The sequence below is a fragment of the Exiguobacterium sp. J17977 genome (assembly GCF_018616375.1).
GTDB classification, from domain to species: domain Bacteria; phylum Bacillota; class Bacilli; order Exiguobacteriales; family Exiguobacteriaceae; genus Exiguobacterium; species Exiguobacterium mexicanum.
In genome coordinates this window covers 489,364-507,541 of sequence record NZ_JAEQBB010000002.1, presented here as the reverse complement: position 1 = coordinate 507,541, position 18,178 = coordinate 489,364, and the positions used below count along the sequence as shown (strand labels likewise).

The 18,178-nt window shown below is 53.0% G+C and carries 17 protein-coding genes; 11 read left to right on the top strand and 6 right to left on the bottom strand.

What is annotated here, in order from left to right; all coding sequences use genetic code 11:
• Positions 1-113 precede the first annotated feature (113 nt).
• Positions 114-1,595, bottom strand: a complete 1,482-nt coding sequence (locus KNO58_RS06125; protein WP_214752308.1) for an aminotransferase class I/II-fold pyridoxal phosphate-dependent enzyme — start codon at positions 1,593-1,595, stop codon at positions 114-116.
• 171 nt (positions 1,596-1,766) lie between these two features.
• On the opposite strand from KNO58_RS06125, the gene KNO58_RS06120 reads away from it, so the two are divergent.
• From KNO58_RS06120 to KNO58_RS06110, 3 genes are all read left to right on the top strand, one after another.
• On the top strand, positions 1,767-2,033 hold the full coding sequence (locus KNO58_RS06120; RefSeq protein WP_021067001.1) for a UPF0223 family protein: 267 nt from the start codon (positions 1,767-1,769) through the stop codon (positions 2,031-2,033).
• A gap of 246 nt (positions 2,034-2,279) precedes the next feature.
• Positions 2,280-2,468 carry a hypothetical protein gene (locus tag KNO58_RS06115; protein WP_015881266.1) on the top strand — a complete coding sequence of 63 codons (189 nt, stop codon included), beginning with the start codon at positions 2,280-2,282 and terminating at the stop codon, positions 2,466-2,468.
• Positions 2,469-2,547: 79 nt separating this feature from the next.
• Positions 2,548-3,801, top strand: coding sequence for an inositol monophosphatase family protein (locus KNO58_RS06110; RefSeq protein ID WP_214752307.1), 1,254 nt, complete (start codon positions 2,548-2,550; stop codon positions 3,799-3,801).
• 61 nt (positions 3,802-3,862) lie between these two features.
• Here the strand turns inward: KNO58_RS06110 and KNO58_RS06105 are convergent, their stop codons facing one another.
• Positions 3,863-4,039, bottom strand: a complete 177-nt coding sequence (locus tag KNO58_RS06105; protein WP_214752306.1) for a hypothetical protein — start codon at positions 4,037-4,039, stop codon at positions 3,863-3,865.
• Between the two features lie 163 nt (positions 4,040-4,202).
• Between KNO58_RS06105 and typA the strand changes: the two genes are divergently transcribed.
• Positions 4,203-6,047: a translational GTPase TypA gene (typA, locus tag KNO58_RS06100; protein ID WP_214752305.1), complete on the top strand. Its 1,845-nt coding sequence runs from the start codon at positions 4,203-4,205 to the stop codon at positions 6,045-6,047.
• Between the two features lie 86 nt (positions 6,048-6,133).
• Complete coding sequence (locus KNO58_RS06095) at positions 6,134-6,478, top strand: YlaH-like family protein (protein WP_235045181.1); 345 nt, start codon at positions 6,134-6,136, stop codon at positions 6,476-6,478.
• 41 nt (positions 6,479-6,519) lie between these two features.
• On the opposite strand, the gene KNO58_RS06090 is transcribed toward KNO58_RS06095, so the two are convergent.
• A complete protein-coding gene (locus KNO58_RS06090) occupies positions 6,520-6,720 on the bottom strand; it encodes a YlaI family protein (RefSeq protein ID WP_128122984.1) in 201 nt (66 codons plus the stop codon).
• A gap of 112 nt (positions 6,721-6,832) precedes the next feature.
• Between KNO58_RS06090 and KNO58_RS06085 the strand changes: the two genes are divergently transcribed.
• Both KNO58_RS06085 and KNO58_RS06080 read left to right on the top strand, forming a co-directional pair.
• Positions 6,833-7,282 (top strand): PNPOx family protein, encoded by a 450-nt coding sequence (locus tag KNO58_RS06085; protein WP_214719499.1) that lies wholly within the window; start codon positions 6,833-6,835, stop codon positions 7,280-7,282.
• Between the two features lie 32 nt (positions 7,283-7,314).
• Positions 7,315-8,631 carry a PhoH family protein gene (locus tag KNO58_RS06080; protein WP_021067008.1) on the top strand — a complete coding sequence of 439 codons (1,317 nt, stop codon included), beginning with the start codon at positions 7,315-7,317 and terminating at the stop codon, positions 8,629-8,631.
• 28 nt (positions 8,632-8,659) lie between these two features.
• On the opposite strand, the gene KNO58_RS06075 is transcribed toward KNO58_RS06080, so the two are convergent.
• Both KNO58_RS06075 and KNO58_RS06070 read right to left on the bottom strand, forming a co-directional pair.
• Positions 8,660-9,871: a multidrug efflux MFS transporter gene (locus tag KNO58_RS06075; RefSeq protein WP_260570838.1), complete on the bottom strand. Its 1,212-nt coding sequence runs from the start codon at positions 9,869-9,871 to the stop codon at positions 8,660-8,662.
• 91 nt (positions 9,872-9,962) lie between these two features.
• On the bottom strand, positions 9,963-10,430 hold the full coding sequence (locus KNO58_RS06070) for a hypothetical protein (protein ID WP_214752304.1): 468 nt from the start codon (positions 10,428-10,430) through the stop codon (positions 9,963-9,965).
• Positions 10,431-10,602: 172 nt separating this feature from the next.
• Between KNO58_RS06070 and KNO58_RS06065 the strand changes: the two genes are divergently transcribed.
• The 4 genes from KNO58_RS06065 to KNO58_RS06050 all read left to right on the top strand — a co-directional run bounded on the left by KNO58_RS06065 (position 10,603) and on the right by KNO58_RS06050 (position 17,080).
• Positions 10,603-10,881, top strand: a complete 279-nt coding sequence (locus KNO58_RS06065; RefSeq protein ID WP_021067011.1) for an Fpa/YlaN family protein — start codon at positions 10,603-10,605, stop codon at positions 10,879-10,881.
• Positions 10,882-10,967: 86 nt separating this feature from the next.
• On the top strand, positions 10,968-12,203 hold the full coding sequence (locus KNO58_RS06060) for an FtsW/RodA/SpoVE family cell cycle protein (protein ID WP_214752303.1): 1,236 nt from the start codon (positions 10,968-10,970) through the stop codon (positions 12,201-12,203).
• Positions 12,204-12,234: 31 nt separating this feature from the next.
• On the top strand, positions 12,235-15,672 hold the full coding sequence (locus KNO58_RS06055; RefSeq protein ID WP_214752302.1) for a pyruvate carboxylase: 3,438 nt from the start codon (positions 12,235-12,237) through the stop codon (positions 15,670-15,672).
• 52 nt (positions 15,673-15,724) lie between these two features.
• Positions 15,725-17,080, top strand: coding sequence for a cryptochrome/photolyase family protein (locus KNO58_RS06050; RefSeq protein WP_214752301.1), 1,356 nt, complete (start codon positions 15,725-15,727; stop codon positions 17,078-17,080).
• A 50-nt stretch (positions 17,081-17,130) separates the two neighbouring features.
• Here KNO58_RS06050 and KNO58_RS06045 read toward each other — a convergent pair whose 3' ends face one another.
• Complete coding sequence (locus KNO58_RS06045; protein WP_214752300.1) at positions 17,131-18,033, bottom strand: COX15/CtaA family protein; 903 nt, start codon at positions 18,031-18,033, stop codon at positions 17,131-17,133.
• Positions 18,034-18,178 lie beyond the last annotated feature (145 nt).

Genomic DNA, 18,178 nt, shown 5'->3' with positions numbered 1-18,178 from the left:
AGAGCGCCTCGAGCACATGGAACACAAAAAAAGACGAACCAAATCGCGATGGGCGATTTGGTTCGTCAACAGCCTGAAGCGAGCCGGTCCATGTGGACCGGCTCGCTTTCGTCTTAACGGATGGCTTTCGTCTGTTGGATGACTTTAATCATTTGAAGCGACTCGTCTTCAAGTCCTTGAACGGGAAGACCGGCCTCGATGTTCGCCATGATATAGTCGAGCGTCGATGTCGTGATGAGCTCACCTGGGATAATAATCGGGATTCCTGGCGGATACACCATGATGAACTCGGCCGAGATGCGTCCGACGGCGTTCTCGAGCGGAATCGTTTCCGTCTCCTCATAGAACGCGTCACGCGGGCTGAGCGCGAGTGGTGGAATCTCAGGAAGCATAATCGATAGCGAATCGTTCCCAGACTGGTCATACACGGATACTACGTCACGCATGCCGTCAATCAACGCTTGAATCGTCGACTCGTCGTCAGCGCTCGTCACGATGAACAGCACGTTCAACAGATCTGACATCTCGACTTCGATGCGATGCGTCTCGCGCAAGTACTTTTCGACTTCAAAGCCGGTGATGCCGAGCTCACGAACAGAGACGAGAATTTTCGTCTCGTCGAGTGCGTATGTCGACTCTGAGTGAAGTTCGGCGTGACCGTATACCGCTAAGTGGGGCATGTTGTCGATGGCGGTACGGGCCGATCGTGCGAGCGTGAGGGCACGTTCGTTCATCGCCTCTCCTTTCGTCGCCAATTGACGACGTGCCGCATCGAGCGACGCGAGGAGGAGATAAGACGTCGACGTCGTCGTGATCATCGACAACATCGCGTGAATCCGTTCCGGCGAGACGAGACCGCGACGGACGTTCAAAATCGAACTTCCCGTCATCGAGCCGCCGAGCTTGTGAACGCTCGTGGCCGCGACGTCCGCTCCGGCTTGCATCGCCGAGAGTGGGAGCTCGTCGTGGAACGGCAAGTGGACACCGTGTGCCTCATCAACGAGGACCGGTACGTCTTGTGCATGGGCGACGGCGACGATGCGCTCTAAGTCACCGGCGATGCCGAAGTAGGTCGGGTTGATGACGAGGACCGCTTTCGTGTCCGGGTGCATCTCGAGGGCGCGTTCGACGGCGCTTGCTGTGATCCCGTGGGCAATCCCGTACGTCTCATCATATTCCGGATGGATGAAGACCGGGTGGGCCCCGGTCAAGATGAGCGCGGACATGACGGATTTATGCACGTTCCGGGGAACGATGATTTTCTCGTTCGGACCGACGACGCCCATGATCATCGCCATGATGGCACTTGACGTCCCTTGGACCGAGAAGAATGTCTCGTCGGCACGGAACGCCTCGGCAGCGAGGCGCTCGGCCTCGGCAATCGATGCTTTCGGATGATGGAGATCATCGAGCGGGGCGATGTTGATCAAATCGATCTTCAAGGCGTTTTCGCCGATGAAGTCACGGAATTGCGGGTCCATCCCTTTCCCGCCTTTATGGCCTGGGATATGGAACGCGATCGGGTTCGTATCCACGTGCGTAAGCAACGTGTCAAAGAGCGGTGTCTCGAGCTGTGTAGCACCTTTAAGTTTCAATAGTAAGTCCTCCTTGATAACAGTGTGTATATGGGTTGTCGGTTTGGTTTCAAGCTTTGGGCAATCTGAACATTTCGATTCAAAAACAATGCAACAAAAAAACTATAGTGATTTCTATCCCAACTTGCAATAGTTTTTTTTGTTGATACAATGGTTGTCGAGGTGAAGAATATGCAAATCAACTATCCGATCAATCCGGACTGGACGACAGATGAACTGATTGAAGTCGTCGAGTTCTATAACCAAGTCGCCTTGGCCAATGAAGGCGGTGTCGACCGCGAGTCGTTTTTGGACGCTTATCGGTCGTTCAAACAAATCGTGACGTCGAAGTCAGAAGAGAAACAGCTGAGTGCCGTCCACGATGAGCAGACCGGATACTCTACCTATCGTACGGTTCAAGCGGCCCTAAAATCAAATGCAAAGATTATAAAGTTGTAACTGCTGGAAAGCATGAGAGGACGTAACCGTTTTCTCATGCTTTTTTTGTTATTTCTCTTATAAATAGGGTACATATCATTAACAGTTCAATCAGGTTTAGGCTCAGTTGAAATGGGAATATACTCACTAAGATAAAAAATTCAAAATAGTCAGACAATTCTCTTTCTTTTTTGAATCTCATCTGATATACTCAATTCAACTCACTAAACCGTAACTTGTAGCCCAACTAAAGGAGTGTGGCATCTCATGAAACAAGTAATCGAGGCATTCAAAAGAAAAGACGCAGAAAAACGGATTCCGGTGCTGCGCTTAGAGATTGATTATGAATTGGCAACGCTCTTCGATGCAATGGCGTCACAAGATGATGCCACTGTCCAGGCTAGCAAGCATCGGTTAGAGAAATATCGCCAAGAACTATTGCGTCTCGAAGCCTGACCCACAACTACCCATTCAACCAGTATTCCATGCGGATACTGGTTTTTGTTTGGTACAATACATAATAGAGGTGATAAACATGTTGGAATGGTTCGCGATTGACTTGATTAAACAGGCAGGGGAGTATATTCGCTTACAGATTGACGAGAGCTATCGAATCGAACGCAAGACGGGGAAAGGTGATTTGGTCACGGAAATCGATCGGGCCGTCGAACAGTTGATCGTCGATCGGATACGTGAGTCGTATCCGGAGCATCATATTATCGGGGAAGAAGGCATCTCGACGAAACCGGATGATTTGTCGGGCACGGTCTGGTTCGTCGACCCGATTGACGGCACGTTGAACTTCATCCATCAAAAGCGGATGTTCGCCATCTCGATTGCCATCATGGTCGATGGGGTCGTCGAGTACGGCTTCGTCTATGATGTGATGGCGGACGAGCTGTTCGTCGCACGTCGCGGTTACGGGACGACGCTGAACGGACGGAAACTGACGCCCATCAAAGAGCATCATGTCCGGGACGCTTTCCTTAGTATGAACGCGACATGGGTGACGCCGAACCAGCAAATCGCACCCGAAGTGCTCGCACCGATTGTACGCGACTCGGTCGGTACACGGGCGCATGGGGCTGCTTCGCTCGAACTCGCCTGGCTCGCAGCGGGACGGGTCGACGGCTATATCACGATGCGCAATATGCCGTGGGACTATGCCGCCGGTAAACTGCTCGTCGAAGAAGTCGGGGGACGGGTCGCCTCGATTTATGGGGAGCCGGTCCGCTATAACGGGAAGACGTCCGTCCTCGCGGGGAGCGAGACGTTCGTCAAAGACGTCGTGAAGCATTACGTCATCGCCAAGGGCGCGACCTTTGAAGCGAAGCCGGACTTGCAAATCGGAATCAACGGGTCTTACGACCGCGTCCGTGACTTACTTGTCTTGGCCAACCCGAATGAGGCGATGGTGCGCGACCAATACAAAGCAGGGACGACGTATGAGGCCACGCTCGGCGGGGAACGTGTCGGGGCGTACATGCTCGTCACACGCAGCGAGTCGTTAATCGAGCTCGTCAATATCGCCGTCAAACCGGAACGGCAGAACCAGACGATCGGGCAACGCCTGCTCCAAGACGCGATTCGTCGGGCCGAGAGCAGCGGGGCTAAGCAGATGCTCGTCTGTACGGGCAACTCGAGCATCGTCCAGTTGCGCTTCTATCAGCAAGCCGGTTTCCGCTTTGAATCGGTCGAGCGCGACTACTTCCCGGACCACGGGTATCCGCCGATTGAAGAGGACGGGCTCGTCTTGCGTGACCGTATCTGTCTGACGCGCGACCTATAAGCATGGGCGCCAGAAGGACAACATCATAAACAAGGCCCGGGCTAATCGCCCGGGCCTTCTGTTATGGACGTCGGCTCGAGAGGACCCGACGGCGCAAGTTGATTCCAAAGAATGTGGCGATGCCGCTCAAGGCGAGACTGCCGATGATGATGGCGGCACTTCCTTCAGCGACACCGATGCCGATGCCGACGAAGCCGGCGACGACCGCGGTCGCGATTAAAACGAACATGAGTTGCATGGAGATTCCCCCTTTTTTCGCTAGTCTTCTTCATTGTAGTCAAAAATGATGCGTTTGAAAACGTTAACAGTCGATAACACTCGACAAAGGTGGTGGGACGTGTGCTATACTCTTAAAGTTGAATAAAAGATGAAACTTTTTTAAATAAGAGAGGACTAACTACATGAATGTAAGAACTAACCTTCGGAACGTAGCCATCATCGCCCACGTTGACCACGGTAAAACAACGCTCGTCGATGAATTATTGAAACAGTCTGGTACATTCCGGACAAACGAAATGGTCGCAGAACGCGCCATGGACTCGAACGACATCGAACGTGAACGCGGAATCACGATTCTCGCGAAAAACACGGCAATCGATTATAAAGATACACGCATCAACATCGTTGATACGCCAGGTCACGCCGATTTCGGTGGTGAAGTAGAGCGGATTATGCGTATGGTTGACGGCGTTATCCTCGTTGTCGATGCACGTGAAGGCTGCATGCCGCAAACGCGTTTCGTATTGAAGAAAGCACTCGACCAAGGTCTCCGTCCAATCGTTGTCGTAAACAAAATCGACAAGCCGATGGTACGCCCACTCGACGTCGTCGACGAAGTTGTCGACTTGTTGATTGACCTTGGAGCAGATGAAGATCAACTTGAATTCCCTGTCGTCTATACGTCTGCTGTCAGCGGTTCAAGTTCGTTCGATCCTGATCCAGAGAAGCAAGAAGATACAATCACGTACGTGCTCGACACGATTCTTGAGAACACACCGGCACCAATCGATAACTCGGATGAGCCGCTTCAGTTCCAAGTCACGATGCTCGACTACGACAACTACCTCGGCCGGATCGGTGTCGGTCGCGTCTTCCGTGGGAAAATCAAAGTCGGCGAATCAGTGTCACTTTGCAAAACAGACGGATCAATCAAACAACTCCGTGTCACGAAATTGTTCGGTTACTTCGGCCTCAAGCGTGTTGAAATCGAAGAAGCCAAAGCTGGTGACTTGATTGCCATCGCCGGGATGGAAGACATCAACGTTGGTGAGACGGTCACGCCAGTCGGTAAAGAAGAGCCACTTCCGCTCCTCCGTATCGATGAGCCGACGCTTCAAATGCGTTTCATGACGAACAACTCTCCATTTGCAGGACGCGAAGGCGATTTCGTGACGGCACGTAAAATCGAAGAGCGTTTGATGAAACAACTTGAGACGGACGTTTCACTCCGTGTCGAGAACACAGATTCACCTGACCAATGGGTCGTTTCAGGACGCGGTGAGCTTCACCTCGGGATCTTGATCGAGAACATGCGTCGTGAAGGCTACGAGCTTCAAGTTTCGAAACCACAAGTAATCATTCGTGAAGACGAAGATGGATCGAAAATCGAGCCGTTCGAACGCGTCATCATCGACGTGCCAGAAGAGTACACAGGTTCAGTCATGGAGTCAATCGGTCTCCGTAAAGGTGAACTTGCCAACATGAACACGAACGACAACGGTCAAACACGTATGGAATTCATCGTTCCTTCACGTGGTCTCATCGGATATCGTAACGAGTTCTTGTCAGCGACACGCGGATACGGAATCTTGAACCACACGTTCGAAGAGTACCGTCCGTTCATCGCTGCTGACATCGGCGGACGCCGCAGTGGTGTCATGGTTTGTATCGAACCTGGTAAGTCTACGGCTTACTCGATCGGTGCACTTGAAGACCGTGGAACGATCTTCATCGAGCCAGGTACAGATGTATACGAGGGAATGATCATCGGTGAATGTAACCGTGACGTCGACCTCGCCATCAACGCCGTCAAAGGGAAACAGTTGACGAACATGCGTGCTTCATCAAAAGACTCGACACAAGTCTTGAAACGTCCACGCGTCTTCTCACTCGAAGAGTCGCTCACGTTCTTGAACGATGACGAGTACTGTGAAATCACGCCGGAGTCGATTCGTCTCCGTAAAAAAGTCTTGAACAAGAACGAACGCGAGAAAGCTGACAAGCGTCGTAAACTTGGTAAAGAATAAGTCGGAAAAAAGGGAGCGCCTAGGCGTTCCCTTTTGTTTTGGATAGTGTAGAATGGTTGTGTAGGAAATAAAGGGGGATTATCAGCTTGAAAGCTTCTCAAACGATGGACATCACACAAATCGATGTGCCGTGGATTGCCTCGCTACTTGGCGTCGGCAGTGACGCGAACGACTTCTCGGTCGGGTTCAACGCGTTAATCATCACGGTCATCTTATTGACAATCCTTGTGTTTAAATTAGGTTTTGCGAAACAATTGACGTGGTGGAAGTCACTCGTCGTCTATATGTTGCTCGCACTCGGTGCAGGCACGATGGCGCTCGTCTTCTTCACATGGCCGATTCCAGAAGTTCTCCTTGTCATGGCTGTCGTCTTGGCAATCTACCGGGGTCGCCTCTGGTGGAACCGTCGACAAGGCATCGAATCACATTAAAAAATGGACGTAACGCCCTCGGGCGATACGTCCATTTTTGATTACCATCTCCGTTTTTGCCGGAACGATGGATATAGGTGGAATTGGCCGGTCGCGACACGTTCCGCGGTTCGCGCGGTGATGCGTTCTTGACACGTCTGGCACATATACGTTTTAGCAGGTTTATTACGAAGTCGTTTCGCTTCGAACGACCACGAATCAATCGTATCGATTTTGTCACAAAGAGAGCACTTTACGCGCATGGTCTCACCTTCCTCTTCGTTGATTATAGCATGATTTCAGGAGAGAAAAGCAGGGAAAGAGGATTGTAAGGGCGAATCCATTTCGTATACCCGTTCGGGAGGAGGGGAGTCTATGGCGAGTAAAGCTGCGTTCGAACTTTCGAGGGCGCAACAAGACGTATTGAACGAGATGCCGTTGACGTTTTTAGTCACGTTTGATGAGCCGAAACGGTGGCCGATCACCCATGCGATCAGCTGGGTGCAAGCGCCGAACGAGAGGACGATTCGCTTGGCGTTGACGAAGAATTCGCATGTGATCACGTTGCTCTCGCAGGAAAAGACAGCGAGTCTCATCTTTCTTGAAGGAGGACTTGCCTACAGCATCGCCCTGTCACACGTACACGAGTTCGAGCCGAGCGTGAAGCCGGCGTTACACCTTCGCTTTTTTGAAGGGAAAGTCGAGGAGGTCCGTAATATATCCTTTTATGGGGCGACGTATGGACAACCGGACATCGTCAAGACGTACGATGTCGAAGCAGCAGAAAAGTTGGACCGTGAAGTCAAGGAGAGTTTGAATTCTTGATCACCAACAATTTTCGAGGGGCGGCAAAGTCTATGAAAAAAACGTATGTGCTCGATACGAACGTACTCTTACACGACCCACTATCCCTGTTCCAATTCGATGAGCACGATGTCGTCATCCCCGCCATCGTTTTAGAAGAGCTTGACGGTAAAAAACGCAACATGGATGAAGTCGGCCGCAACGCCCGAGAAACGGCACGCGTGCTCGACCAACTGCGGACGACCGGAAAACTGCACGACGGGGTCCCGCTCGAGAACGGCGGACGCTTGTTCGTCGAGATCGGTCACGAGCATACCGTCGATTTCCCGTTCGACGTCATGACGAACGACAATCGTATCCTGACCGTGGCACTCGGACTGATGAAACAATACGAGCACGACCGGACCCGTAAAGTCGTGGTCGTCTCGAAAGATATACTCGTCCGTGTCAAAGCGGACGCCATCGGCATTGAAGCCGAGGATTACTTGACCGACCACATTGTCGATACGACGAATTTATACGCCGGCTATCGTGAAATCGAAGTCGATCAGGCCATCATCGATGAATTTTATAAAGTCCGCCAGCTTCCGCTCGAGGCCGTTTCCAAAAATCAGCTATATCCGAACTCATTCGTCGTCTTAAAGAGTAACGTCTCGAAAGCGAGCGCACTCGCGGTCGTCGATGGATTGCAACCGATTCTTCGTCCGCTGTCGCTAGATGTGGAGCACGTGTGGGGCATCCATCCTCGTAACGTCCAACAACGGATGGCGCTCGACTTGTTGCTACGGGATGATATCCCGTTCGTGACACTGCTCGGGAAGGCCGGGACCGGGAAGACGTTGCTCGCGCTCGCGGCAGGCCTGTCGCTCGTCGAAGACGAACGTCGCTTCAACAAGCTCGTCGTGGCCCGACCGGTCGTCCCGATGGGGAACGATATCGGTTATTTGCCGGGTGAGATGGAAGAGAAGCTCCGACCGTGGATGCAGCCGATTTATGATAACTTGGAGTTCTTGTTCAATGCCAACTCGAAAGACGAACTTGGGAACATCTTGGCCGGTATCAAATCGATTCAGCTCGAGGCGCTCACGTATATCCGTGGCCGCAGCATGCCGGATCAGTTCATCATCATCGACGAGGCCCAGAACTTGACGAAACATGAGATTAAGACGATTCTGACCCGGGTCGGCGAGAACTCGAAAATCGTCCTCGTCGGGGATCCGTATCAAATCGACCACCCGTACTTGGACGAGTATTCGAACGGTCTCACGTACGCCGTCGAACGCTTCAAAGGTCAAAACGTATTCGGACACGTCCAACTCATCAAAGGAGAGCGTTCGTCGCTCGCCCGGTTGGCCGCCGATTTACTATAACGAAAAACGCCGAGCAGCTGCTCGGCGTTTATTTCGTATTCGGATGAAGTGCGACTTGCACGTTCGATTTTTCTAGGAAGGCGTTCATCAGCATAATCAGGCCGGTCACGATAAACAGTGCCGAGAATCCGAAGTGGGCGACGACTTGCGAACCGAACAACGGTCCGAGCAAGTTGCCCATGAACTGGGCCGACTGGTTGTAAGAGAAGATGCGACCGGTCGCCCGGCTCGGCGTATGTTGCCGGAGCAACGACTGTACCGACGGCATGAGTGCCGCCGTGGCGAAGCCGAGCCCGAACCGCATGATGACGAGTTGGGTCGTCGATGTCACGAACGCCTGGGGAATCAAGAAGGCACTATAAATAATGAGCGCCCAGAACAAGATGCGTTCAGCCCCGTAGCGGTCGGAGAGCCGACCGAGACGTTGGGCGGAAATAAGGGCGGCTACACCCGGTGCCGATGCGACAATCCCTGCGATAAAAGCGAGCGACGTCGTATACGGGTTCAATTCACGGACGTACAGCGTCAACAGCGGGCCGATTGATTGGGCCGAGAACGTGATTAAGAACGTCGTCAGAAACAGGCTGAAGATGAGTTGTGGGTGACGGAGCGAGGCGATAATCGATCGCGTCGAATCAAGCCGCTCGCGCGCCACCGGCACAAAGTCCTCTTTGACGAACACGAGTGTGATGAGAAACGTGATGAATAAGGCACTGCCGGTCAAGAGAAAAACGGGTCGAAGCCCAATCAAGTCTGCGAGGAGTCCGCCGATCAATGGACCGAGGAGTCCGCCGGTGATGCCACCGGTCGACAATGTGCCGAGCGCCCAGCCACTTTTCTCTTTAGGCGTTTGCGAAGCGACGAGGGTGATCCCCGCCGAGATGAATCCGGATACGGCACCCATCAAGAGCCGTAAGCCGACGAGCTGATATACGTCTTGGACGAAACTGATGAGCGTCATGACGGCGGCCATACCGAGGCTGGCACGGACGAGCATCAGTTTGCGGCCTTTTTGGTCAGCGAGACGTCCCCACAGCGGGGAGACGATGGCAGCCACGAGGAAAGTGGCGCCGAAAGCGACCGCGGACCACGTGACGACGTGGTCGGGATCGGTGACCCCGAGCTCTTCGATGAACAAGGGGAGGAACGGCAGGACAAGACTCATCGAGGCCGCCGTCAAAAAACTACCGATCCAGACGATGATTAGGTTTTTTTTCCATAAAGGGTACGTAAGCGTCACGACCTTTCGAGCTTTAAGTTTTTCGATACCCTATATGTTACACTTTGTGAAGTAAAAAGTCCAAAAAAGAGAAGGCGCTGTGCCTTCTCCGTCATCCTTCTGTACGTACGGCGATGTGATGGACACCACGCCATACTTGTTGATCGTGCAAGACATACACTGGGCCGTCTGCGAGTACTTTTCCGTCCTGAGAGAACTGTAAGTAAACGCTTTGCGCCTCATCGATTGGCAACGTGAGCACCGTCTCCCCATAAAAACTGACGTGCGTCGCCGTGGCGATCGGTTCGGCGTTTTGAAGGAATGGCGCGAACGGCATCGCGAACGAGTCGCGCAGCGCCGCATCCTTATCGGCTCGAGACATCGGCTTGTTATGGTCGACGCGTGACCCTTGCGTCAAACCGTCATCCCATGCCTTCCCCATCTTGGCATAGTATGCGTCGTTATCACTTTCTACCGCGCGGTCGAGGTCCTCGACGTTTCGCTTGCGGTCATCAAAAATCCATACGGTCGGGTCGATTGTCAGCGCGTGACGAACCGCTCCGTCTAGTGGAAAAATCATGGATACGCCCCCTTTATTCACAATACACTGTACATTATACAGCTCTTTCTCAGAAAAAGGGAACCTGCGAGAAACTCGCCCTGAATCTAGACTGTTCATTGAATTATGATGAAATATAATGTACAGTTGAGTTATGACAAACAGTCTGTCATTGTACGGAGGAGGGGTCGTAGTGGCGACAAATTTGGCTGCAGTCCAACGGGAGCAAGCGCTTCAACTATTAGAGGCCGATGCTGAAAAAATCCGTTGTTTGATTGAAGTGCAGTTAGAAAACCTAAAAATGCCGAAGTGCCCGCTTTATGAAGAGGTGCTTGATACACATATGTTCGGTCTATCACGCCAAATTGATTTTGCGGTCCGTCTTGGACTCATTTCAGACATTGAAGGTAAAGGACTGCTCGATTCATTGGAACAAAAGTTGTCCGCCCTCGCGGAAGCTTCAGATTTATGAACCTTATACTCAAACTGTGCAAGCGGCGCTGTTTGAGTATTTTTTTATAATGGGTCAGTGATTGTTGTACATAAGGAAGTGAAAACATGAAAACACGGTTTCGGTATTTTGATTTCTCGTTGTTCATTGCAGTGCTCATGCTCGTCGGAATCAGTTCGATCATGATTTATAGTGCGAGCGTGTGGAATCGCGGGGATTACGCGAACAGCAGTCTGTTCTATCGTCAACTCGTCTATGCAGGAATCGGTATTGTCGTCTATTTCATTGCGACGATGTTCCGCTATGAGAACTTTAGAAAACCTAATATTTTGTACGGCCTCTATCTCGTATCGGTCATGCTGTTGTTCATCACGTGGGCGATGCCGGCTCTTAACGGGGCGCGCGCCTGGCTCATCATCGGCGGCTTTACGATGCAACCGGTCGAGGTCGCGAAATTCGTATTGATTCTATTGCTCGCCAACTATTATCACCAGTTGTGGAATGGGGAACTGAAAGGGTTGCCTGGTCGACTAGGGCGAGCCGCTATCATGAAAAAAGGAATCCGGGCTCAGTTCGGTGCCTTCTTCATGATACCGGTCATCTACTTCTTTTTCCCTTACGCCATCGCCATCAACGGTCAACCGGATATGGGGGGCTTGTTCGTCCTCGGGGCCATCATGTTCCTCATGTGGCTCGCCGTCGGGGCGCCGCTTCGGATCATCGTGCCTGCCGTGCTCGCCGGATTGGGACTTGTCTATTTGATGTTCACGACAATCTTCTCGGAGAACCAGCGCAGCCGCATCGAAGTCGTCTTCAATCCATTCATGGACCCGGAAGGCTATGGGCACCAATTGCTCATGTCGATCATCTCGATCGTACATGGGGGCTTGACCGGCGTCGGTCTCGGGAACAGTTATCAGAAGTACGGATACTTGCCGGAACCGGAGACGGACTATATCATGTCCATCATCGCCGAGGAGCTCGGCTTTATCGGGGTCGTCGTCGTCCTCGCCTTGCTGTTCTTCATCGCTTTCCGGGCCGTCAATATCGCCAACCATAGCGACAACCATTTTGCGATGTTCGTCTCGTTCGGCATCGCCGCTCAAATCATGGTCCAAACCGGAATCAATATCGGTGCCATGTCCGGTTGGTTCCCGGGTACAGGTGTCACGCTCCCGCTCGTCAGTTACGGCGGGACGTCACTCATCATGACGATGGGGATTCTCGGTGTGCTCAGTAGCATCTCGATGCGAAATCGGCATCGGGAAGCGACGAAACGAGCCGAAATCCGGGAGAAATCCGCAGAAAACGTTCAAAGTTCGTCATTGCATGTTGTAAGGTAAAAAAGATTGAACTACTTAAATGGGGGGATTTATGTTGAAATCAATTAGCAAATTACTCGTAGCCAACCGTGGTGAAATCGCCATCCGCGTGTTCCGTGCCGCCACTGAATTAGGGATGCGCACGGTCGCCGTCTATTCTCAAGAAGACAGCGGCTCGTTACACCGCTTTAAAGCGGATGAGGCTTACTTGATTGGTCTCGATAAAAAACCGATTGACGCCTATCTCGATATCGAGGACGTGATCCGCATCGCGAAACAGTCGGGGGCTGACGCGATCCATCCAGGTTACGGTTTCTTGTCTGAGAATATCGAACTCGCACGTCGTTGCCGCGAAGAAGGCATCATCTTCGTCGGACCGAACGAAGCGCACCTTCATGCGTTCGGGGATAAAGTTCGGGCCCGTCAAAATGCGATCGCAGCCGGACTCCCGGTCATTCCAGGTTCGAACGGACCGCTCACGTCTTATGAGGACGCTTTAGACTTTGCGAACGAGCACGGTTTCCCGCTCATGGTCAAAGCCGCGATGGGCGGAGGCGGCCGTGGGATGCGTGTCATCCGTACGGAAGCCGAGATGAAAGATTTGATTGAACGTGCCAAGTCAGAAGCGAAGCAAGCGTTCGGTTCAGACGAAGTGTACATAGAAAAACTAGTGGAACGCCCGAAACATATCGAGGTCCAAATCCTCGGGGATGACCATGGGAACATCATTCACTTGTTCGAACGCGATTGCTCGGTGCAGCGCCGTCACCAAAAAGTCGTCGAAGTCGCACCTTGTGTGACGTTATCGGATGCGTCGCGTCAAGCCATCTGTGACGCAGCCGTGAAACTGATGCGCCACGTCGGCTATATCAATGCCGGTACGGTCGAATTTCTCGTCACGGAAGACGAGTCATTCTACTTCATCGAAGTCAACCCGCGTATCCAAGTCGAGCATACGATCACCGAGATGGTGACCGGATTCGATATCGTCCAGACGCAACTCATGATCGCGCAAGGGGAGTCGCTCCACGGCGACGTCATCCACATGCCGAAACAAGAGGATATCAAATTGCTCGGTTACGCCATCCAATCGCGTGTCACGTCGGAAGACCCGGCCAACAACTTCATGCCGGATACCGGTAAAATCATGGCCTACCGCTCGCCGGGCGGCTTCGGGGTCCGACTCGACGGTGGGAACGCCTACGTCGGTGCCGAGATTTCGCCGTATTACGACTCGCTCCTCGTGAAGCTGTCGACACACGGCATGACGTTCGAACAAGCCGCTTCGAAGATGGTCCGTAACTTGAACGAGTTCCGGATCCGTGGCATCAAGACGAACATCCCGTTCCTAATCAACGTGATGAAGCATCAGAACTTCATCAGCGGCGACTATAACACGTCGTTCATCGATGAGACGCCGGAACTGTTCGTCTTCCCGAAACGGAAAGACCGCGGGACGAAATTGCTCAACTATATCGGTGACGTCACGGTGAACGGATTCCCGGGCGTCGGGTTGAAAGACAAGCCGATCAGCCGTTCGGTCCGGATTCCGCACGACTTGCCGGCCGAAGCCAAACCGGGCACGAAACAGATTTTGACGGAACTCGGTCCGGACGGCCTCGCCGACTGGATTAAGCGCCAGCCCGAACTGTTATTGACGGATACGACGATGCGCGACGCCCACCAATCGCTGCTCGCGACACGGATGCGGACGCAAGACATCATCAATATCGCTGAACCGACGAGCAAACTCATGCCGGAGCTGTTCTCGGTCGAGGCGTGGGGCGGGGCCACGTTCGACGTCGCCTATCGCTTCCTCTCGGAAGACCCGTGGGTACGCCTCATGCGTCTCCGTGAGAAGATGCCGAACGTGTTGATTCAAATGTTGCTCCGCGGTGCCAACGCCGTCGGGTATAAGAACTATGCCGACAACGTCATCGAGAAGTTCGTGCACGAGGCGGCCTATGCCGGCGTCGACGTGTTCCGGATCTTTGACAGCTTGAACAACCTTGAGTCGATTCAACTCGCGATTGACGCGACGTTACCGACCGGCAAAGTCGCCGAGGCAGCAGTTTGTTATACGGGTGACCTATACGACGGCAGCCGTCCGAAATATCACTTGCCGTATTACGTCGACTTGGCGAAGAAACTCGAAGCGAGCGGGGCCCACATCCTTGCCATCAAGGACATGGCCGGCCTGCTCAAACCGGAATCGGCGTATGCGCTCGTCTCGGCATTGAAAGATGCCGTCGACTTGCCGATCCACTTGCATACGCATGACGCTTCGGGCAATGGAATCTTCACGTACGCCCGGGCGACCGATGCGGGCGTCGATATCGTCGACGTGGCGGCGAGCTCGATGTCAGGAATGACGTCGCAGCCTTCAGGCGGCAGCTTGATTTATGCGCTTGACCATCACGCACGTCAACCGAAAATCGATGCGAAGCATTACGAGGTCATCAGCGACTACTGGCAAGATGTGCGTCATAACTACGAGCCGTTCGAGAGCGACATGCGCGCTTCGAACCCGTCGGTATATGAGCACGAGATGCCGGGCGGACAGTACTCGAACTTGCAGCAACAAGCGAAAGCGGTCGGATTGGGTGACCGTTGGAGCGAAGTGAAGGCGATGTATGCCCGCGTCAACATGTTGTTCGGAGATATCGTCAAAGTGACACCGTCGTCGAAAGTCGTCGGCGACATGGCGCTGTTCATGGTCCAACATAACTTGAGCGAACAAGATGTGATTGACCGCGGTCACCAACTCGACTTCCCGGATTCGGTCGTCGAGATGATGCGCGGCGAACTCGGGACGCCTCCAGGAGGATTCCCGACCGATGTCCAGCAAGCGATTCTAAAAGGTGAGAAGCCGCTTGACGTACGTCCAGGCAAGTTGATTGAGCCGTATGACTTTGAGGCGGCCCAGTCGAAACTGTTCGAGAAACTCGATCGTCCGGTGACGGACTTCGAATTGCTCTCGAACGCGTTGTATCCGAAAGTGTTCGAGGATTACGTCACGCATTCGACTACGTACGGGGATGTATCGGTGCTCGACACGTTGACGTTCTTCTACGGATTGAACGTCGGGGAGACGATTCAAGTCGAGATTGAGACCGGGAAGACGCTCATCATCAAACTCGTTCAAATCAGTGCCGCGAACGAGGACGGCATCCGTCTCGTCTCGTACGAGATGAACGGTGTCCCGCGTGAAATCGAGATTAAAGACGTGAACGTGAAGTCGGCGACGACGAGCCGTCCGAAAGTCGACCGAGCGAACCCGAAACAAGTCGGGGCTTCGATGCCGGGATCGGTGTTGAAAGTGCTCGTCGAACCAGGTAGCCGTGTCCACCGCGGGGAACAGCTCCTCGTCACGGAAGCGATGAAGATGGAGACGACGGTCCAAGCCGCACAAGACGGGGAAGTCAAAGCGGTCCATATTAAAGAAGGCGACACAATCCAAAGTGACGACTTGTTGATTGAGTTTGTATAATGAAAAGAAGCATAGCGCGGCTATGCTTCTTTTTTAGATAGGAGTGGGAGAGATGAGACGAGTATGTTGGTTTCGATCAGATTTTCGATTGACAGATAATCATATGTTACACCGAGCTTTGAAAGACGCTGATTCCGACGATGAGATGGAGTTCGTCTTTTGGCTCAACCCTAAGTATTGCGAACCGTTCGAGACGCGCCACGATTACTTTTTCGCGACGATGCGTCAGTTCATGGACGAGTTAGACGAACGTGAACTCGGACTTCGTGTCATCGTGGCCGATACGGCCGAACAGTTCGTCAAAGCACTCGGTGAGCTCGATGTTCTCTATTTCAACGCCGAATATGTCGAACCGTTCAAACAGCGGGACGACGCCGTCATCAAGGCGCTCGGGGAAGGTGTCAAAGTCATCCGCCTGCTCGACCGCCATTTGTTCGCCCCGAACGCGTTCACAAAAAAAGACGGCGATCCGTATAAAGTATATACGCCATTTAAAAAAGCAGCCTATGCCGAGACACCGCCCGCTCCGTATGAGGTCGACGTGAATGCGTTGAAGCGTCACGTGACGACGGGGCATGAAGTCCCATCTGACTTGAAACGTCAGTTCGACCGCTGTGAGCGTTCGTGGAAAGCACTCGGCGAAGCGGCCGCGAAACGTCGTTTGAGCGACTTTGTCGCGAACCGAATCGATGCGTACGATGAGGACCGTGACATCCCAGCCATCGCCGGGACGAGCCGGCTGTCGCCATATCTTCGGACCGGGGTGCTGTCTATTCGGACGGTGACGGAAGCGGTGTTACAGGCGCCGAAATCGAGCGGACGCGACACATATTACGACGAGCTGTTATGGCGCGAATTCTACTATATGATCATGGTCCAATTCCCGGGACTGAAAGACCGTCCGTTCAACGACAAGTATAAGCATCTTGATTGGGAGAACGACGACGCGAACTTCCAGGCGTGGTGTGACGGGAAGACGGGCTATCCGATCGTCGACGCGGCGATGCGGCAATTGAACGAGACGGGCTGGATGCATAACCGGCTTCGCATGATTGTCGCCTCGTTCTTGTCGAAGCATCTGATGATCGACTGGCGGAAAGGGGAGCGCTATTTCGAACAGAAACTGATCGACTATGAGGCGGCCTCGAATATCGGGGGATGGCAATGGGCGGCATCGGTCGGGACAGATGCGGTGCCATACTTCCGTATCTTCAATCCGACGACACAGTCCGAGAAGTTCGATGGGGACGGGACGTTCATCCGGAAGTATGTGCCCGAACTCGCCGATCTTGACAACAAAGCGATTCACTTCCCTGACTTGACCGAGCGGGACGGATACGTCGACCCGATTGTCGACCACAAGGAAGCACGGGCCCGGGCACTCGAGCGGTTCAAGGACGCGCAATAACTAGGCATCAAAAAAAGGAGCGATGCGGTCGCTCCTTTTTGTGTGCGTGCTTAAATGGATTGTTGTCGCGCGGCCTCGGTCGTCTGCTTCTGGCTCCGATACGCATGATATGCCAAGTACGAGATAATCCCGAAATAGCAGGTAATCAAGAAGGCGTGGAGAAGCGGGACGTACGTGGCGTGTCCCCCAAGGACGATCCACGCACCCGTGCCGACTTGAAGCAGGATGAAGAACAGTGAGGCCCACATGCCAGTCTCGACGAGTCGGTTCGTCTCCCGACGCGCCAAGTAGAGGACGTATAACGTATAGAAGACGAGCAGGCCGGCCATGATGCGGTGCCCCATTTGGACGTACGACTCGAACGTCCACACGTTCTGGTCACAAATCGGCCAACCGACACAGGCGTACGTCGCGCCGAGGTGACGGACGTAAGCGCCCGTATAGACGACGACCATCGTATAAATCGTCAAGCCGTACAGATGAATCTTCAACCGTTCGGAGACGGCCCGATGCACGCGTTCCCCTTCGAACAAGAGAATCGTCAAGATGAGCAGCGATGCGAACGAGACGAGCGAGATGCCGAAGTGGAGCGCTAGAATCGCGTCCGACTGTTGCCAGATGACGGCACCGGCACCGATAATCGATTGGATGAGCATGAAAATGAACGCGAGGAACGCGAACACTTTGACATCATACCGGTTCTTGACGACCGCGAACGTCCAAATCGTCAAGGCGATGATGAGCAGTCCCTCGATGCCCGAGACGACACGGTGACTGTATTCGATCATCGTTTCGACGCTCGGATTGGTCGGGATCAGTTTCCCGTGGCAGAGCGGCCAATCCGTTCCGCACCCGTCGCCGGAGTCCGTCTTTGTCACGGTTCCACCCATGATCAGGACGAGCATCATCCCGAGCGTGACGAGCGCTGAAAATAGTGCGAGTTTTTTATGCATTCGTTTCCACCTGCTTTTGAGAAAATCACTAGAATTGTACCTTGTAAGTTTATATTTTTTTCGCCATACTTATTATACGGCTTTACGTCGTAAAAACGAAACGGAAAAGCTTGCAATCGCTATCAAAATCGTTATTCTAGTATTA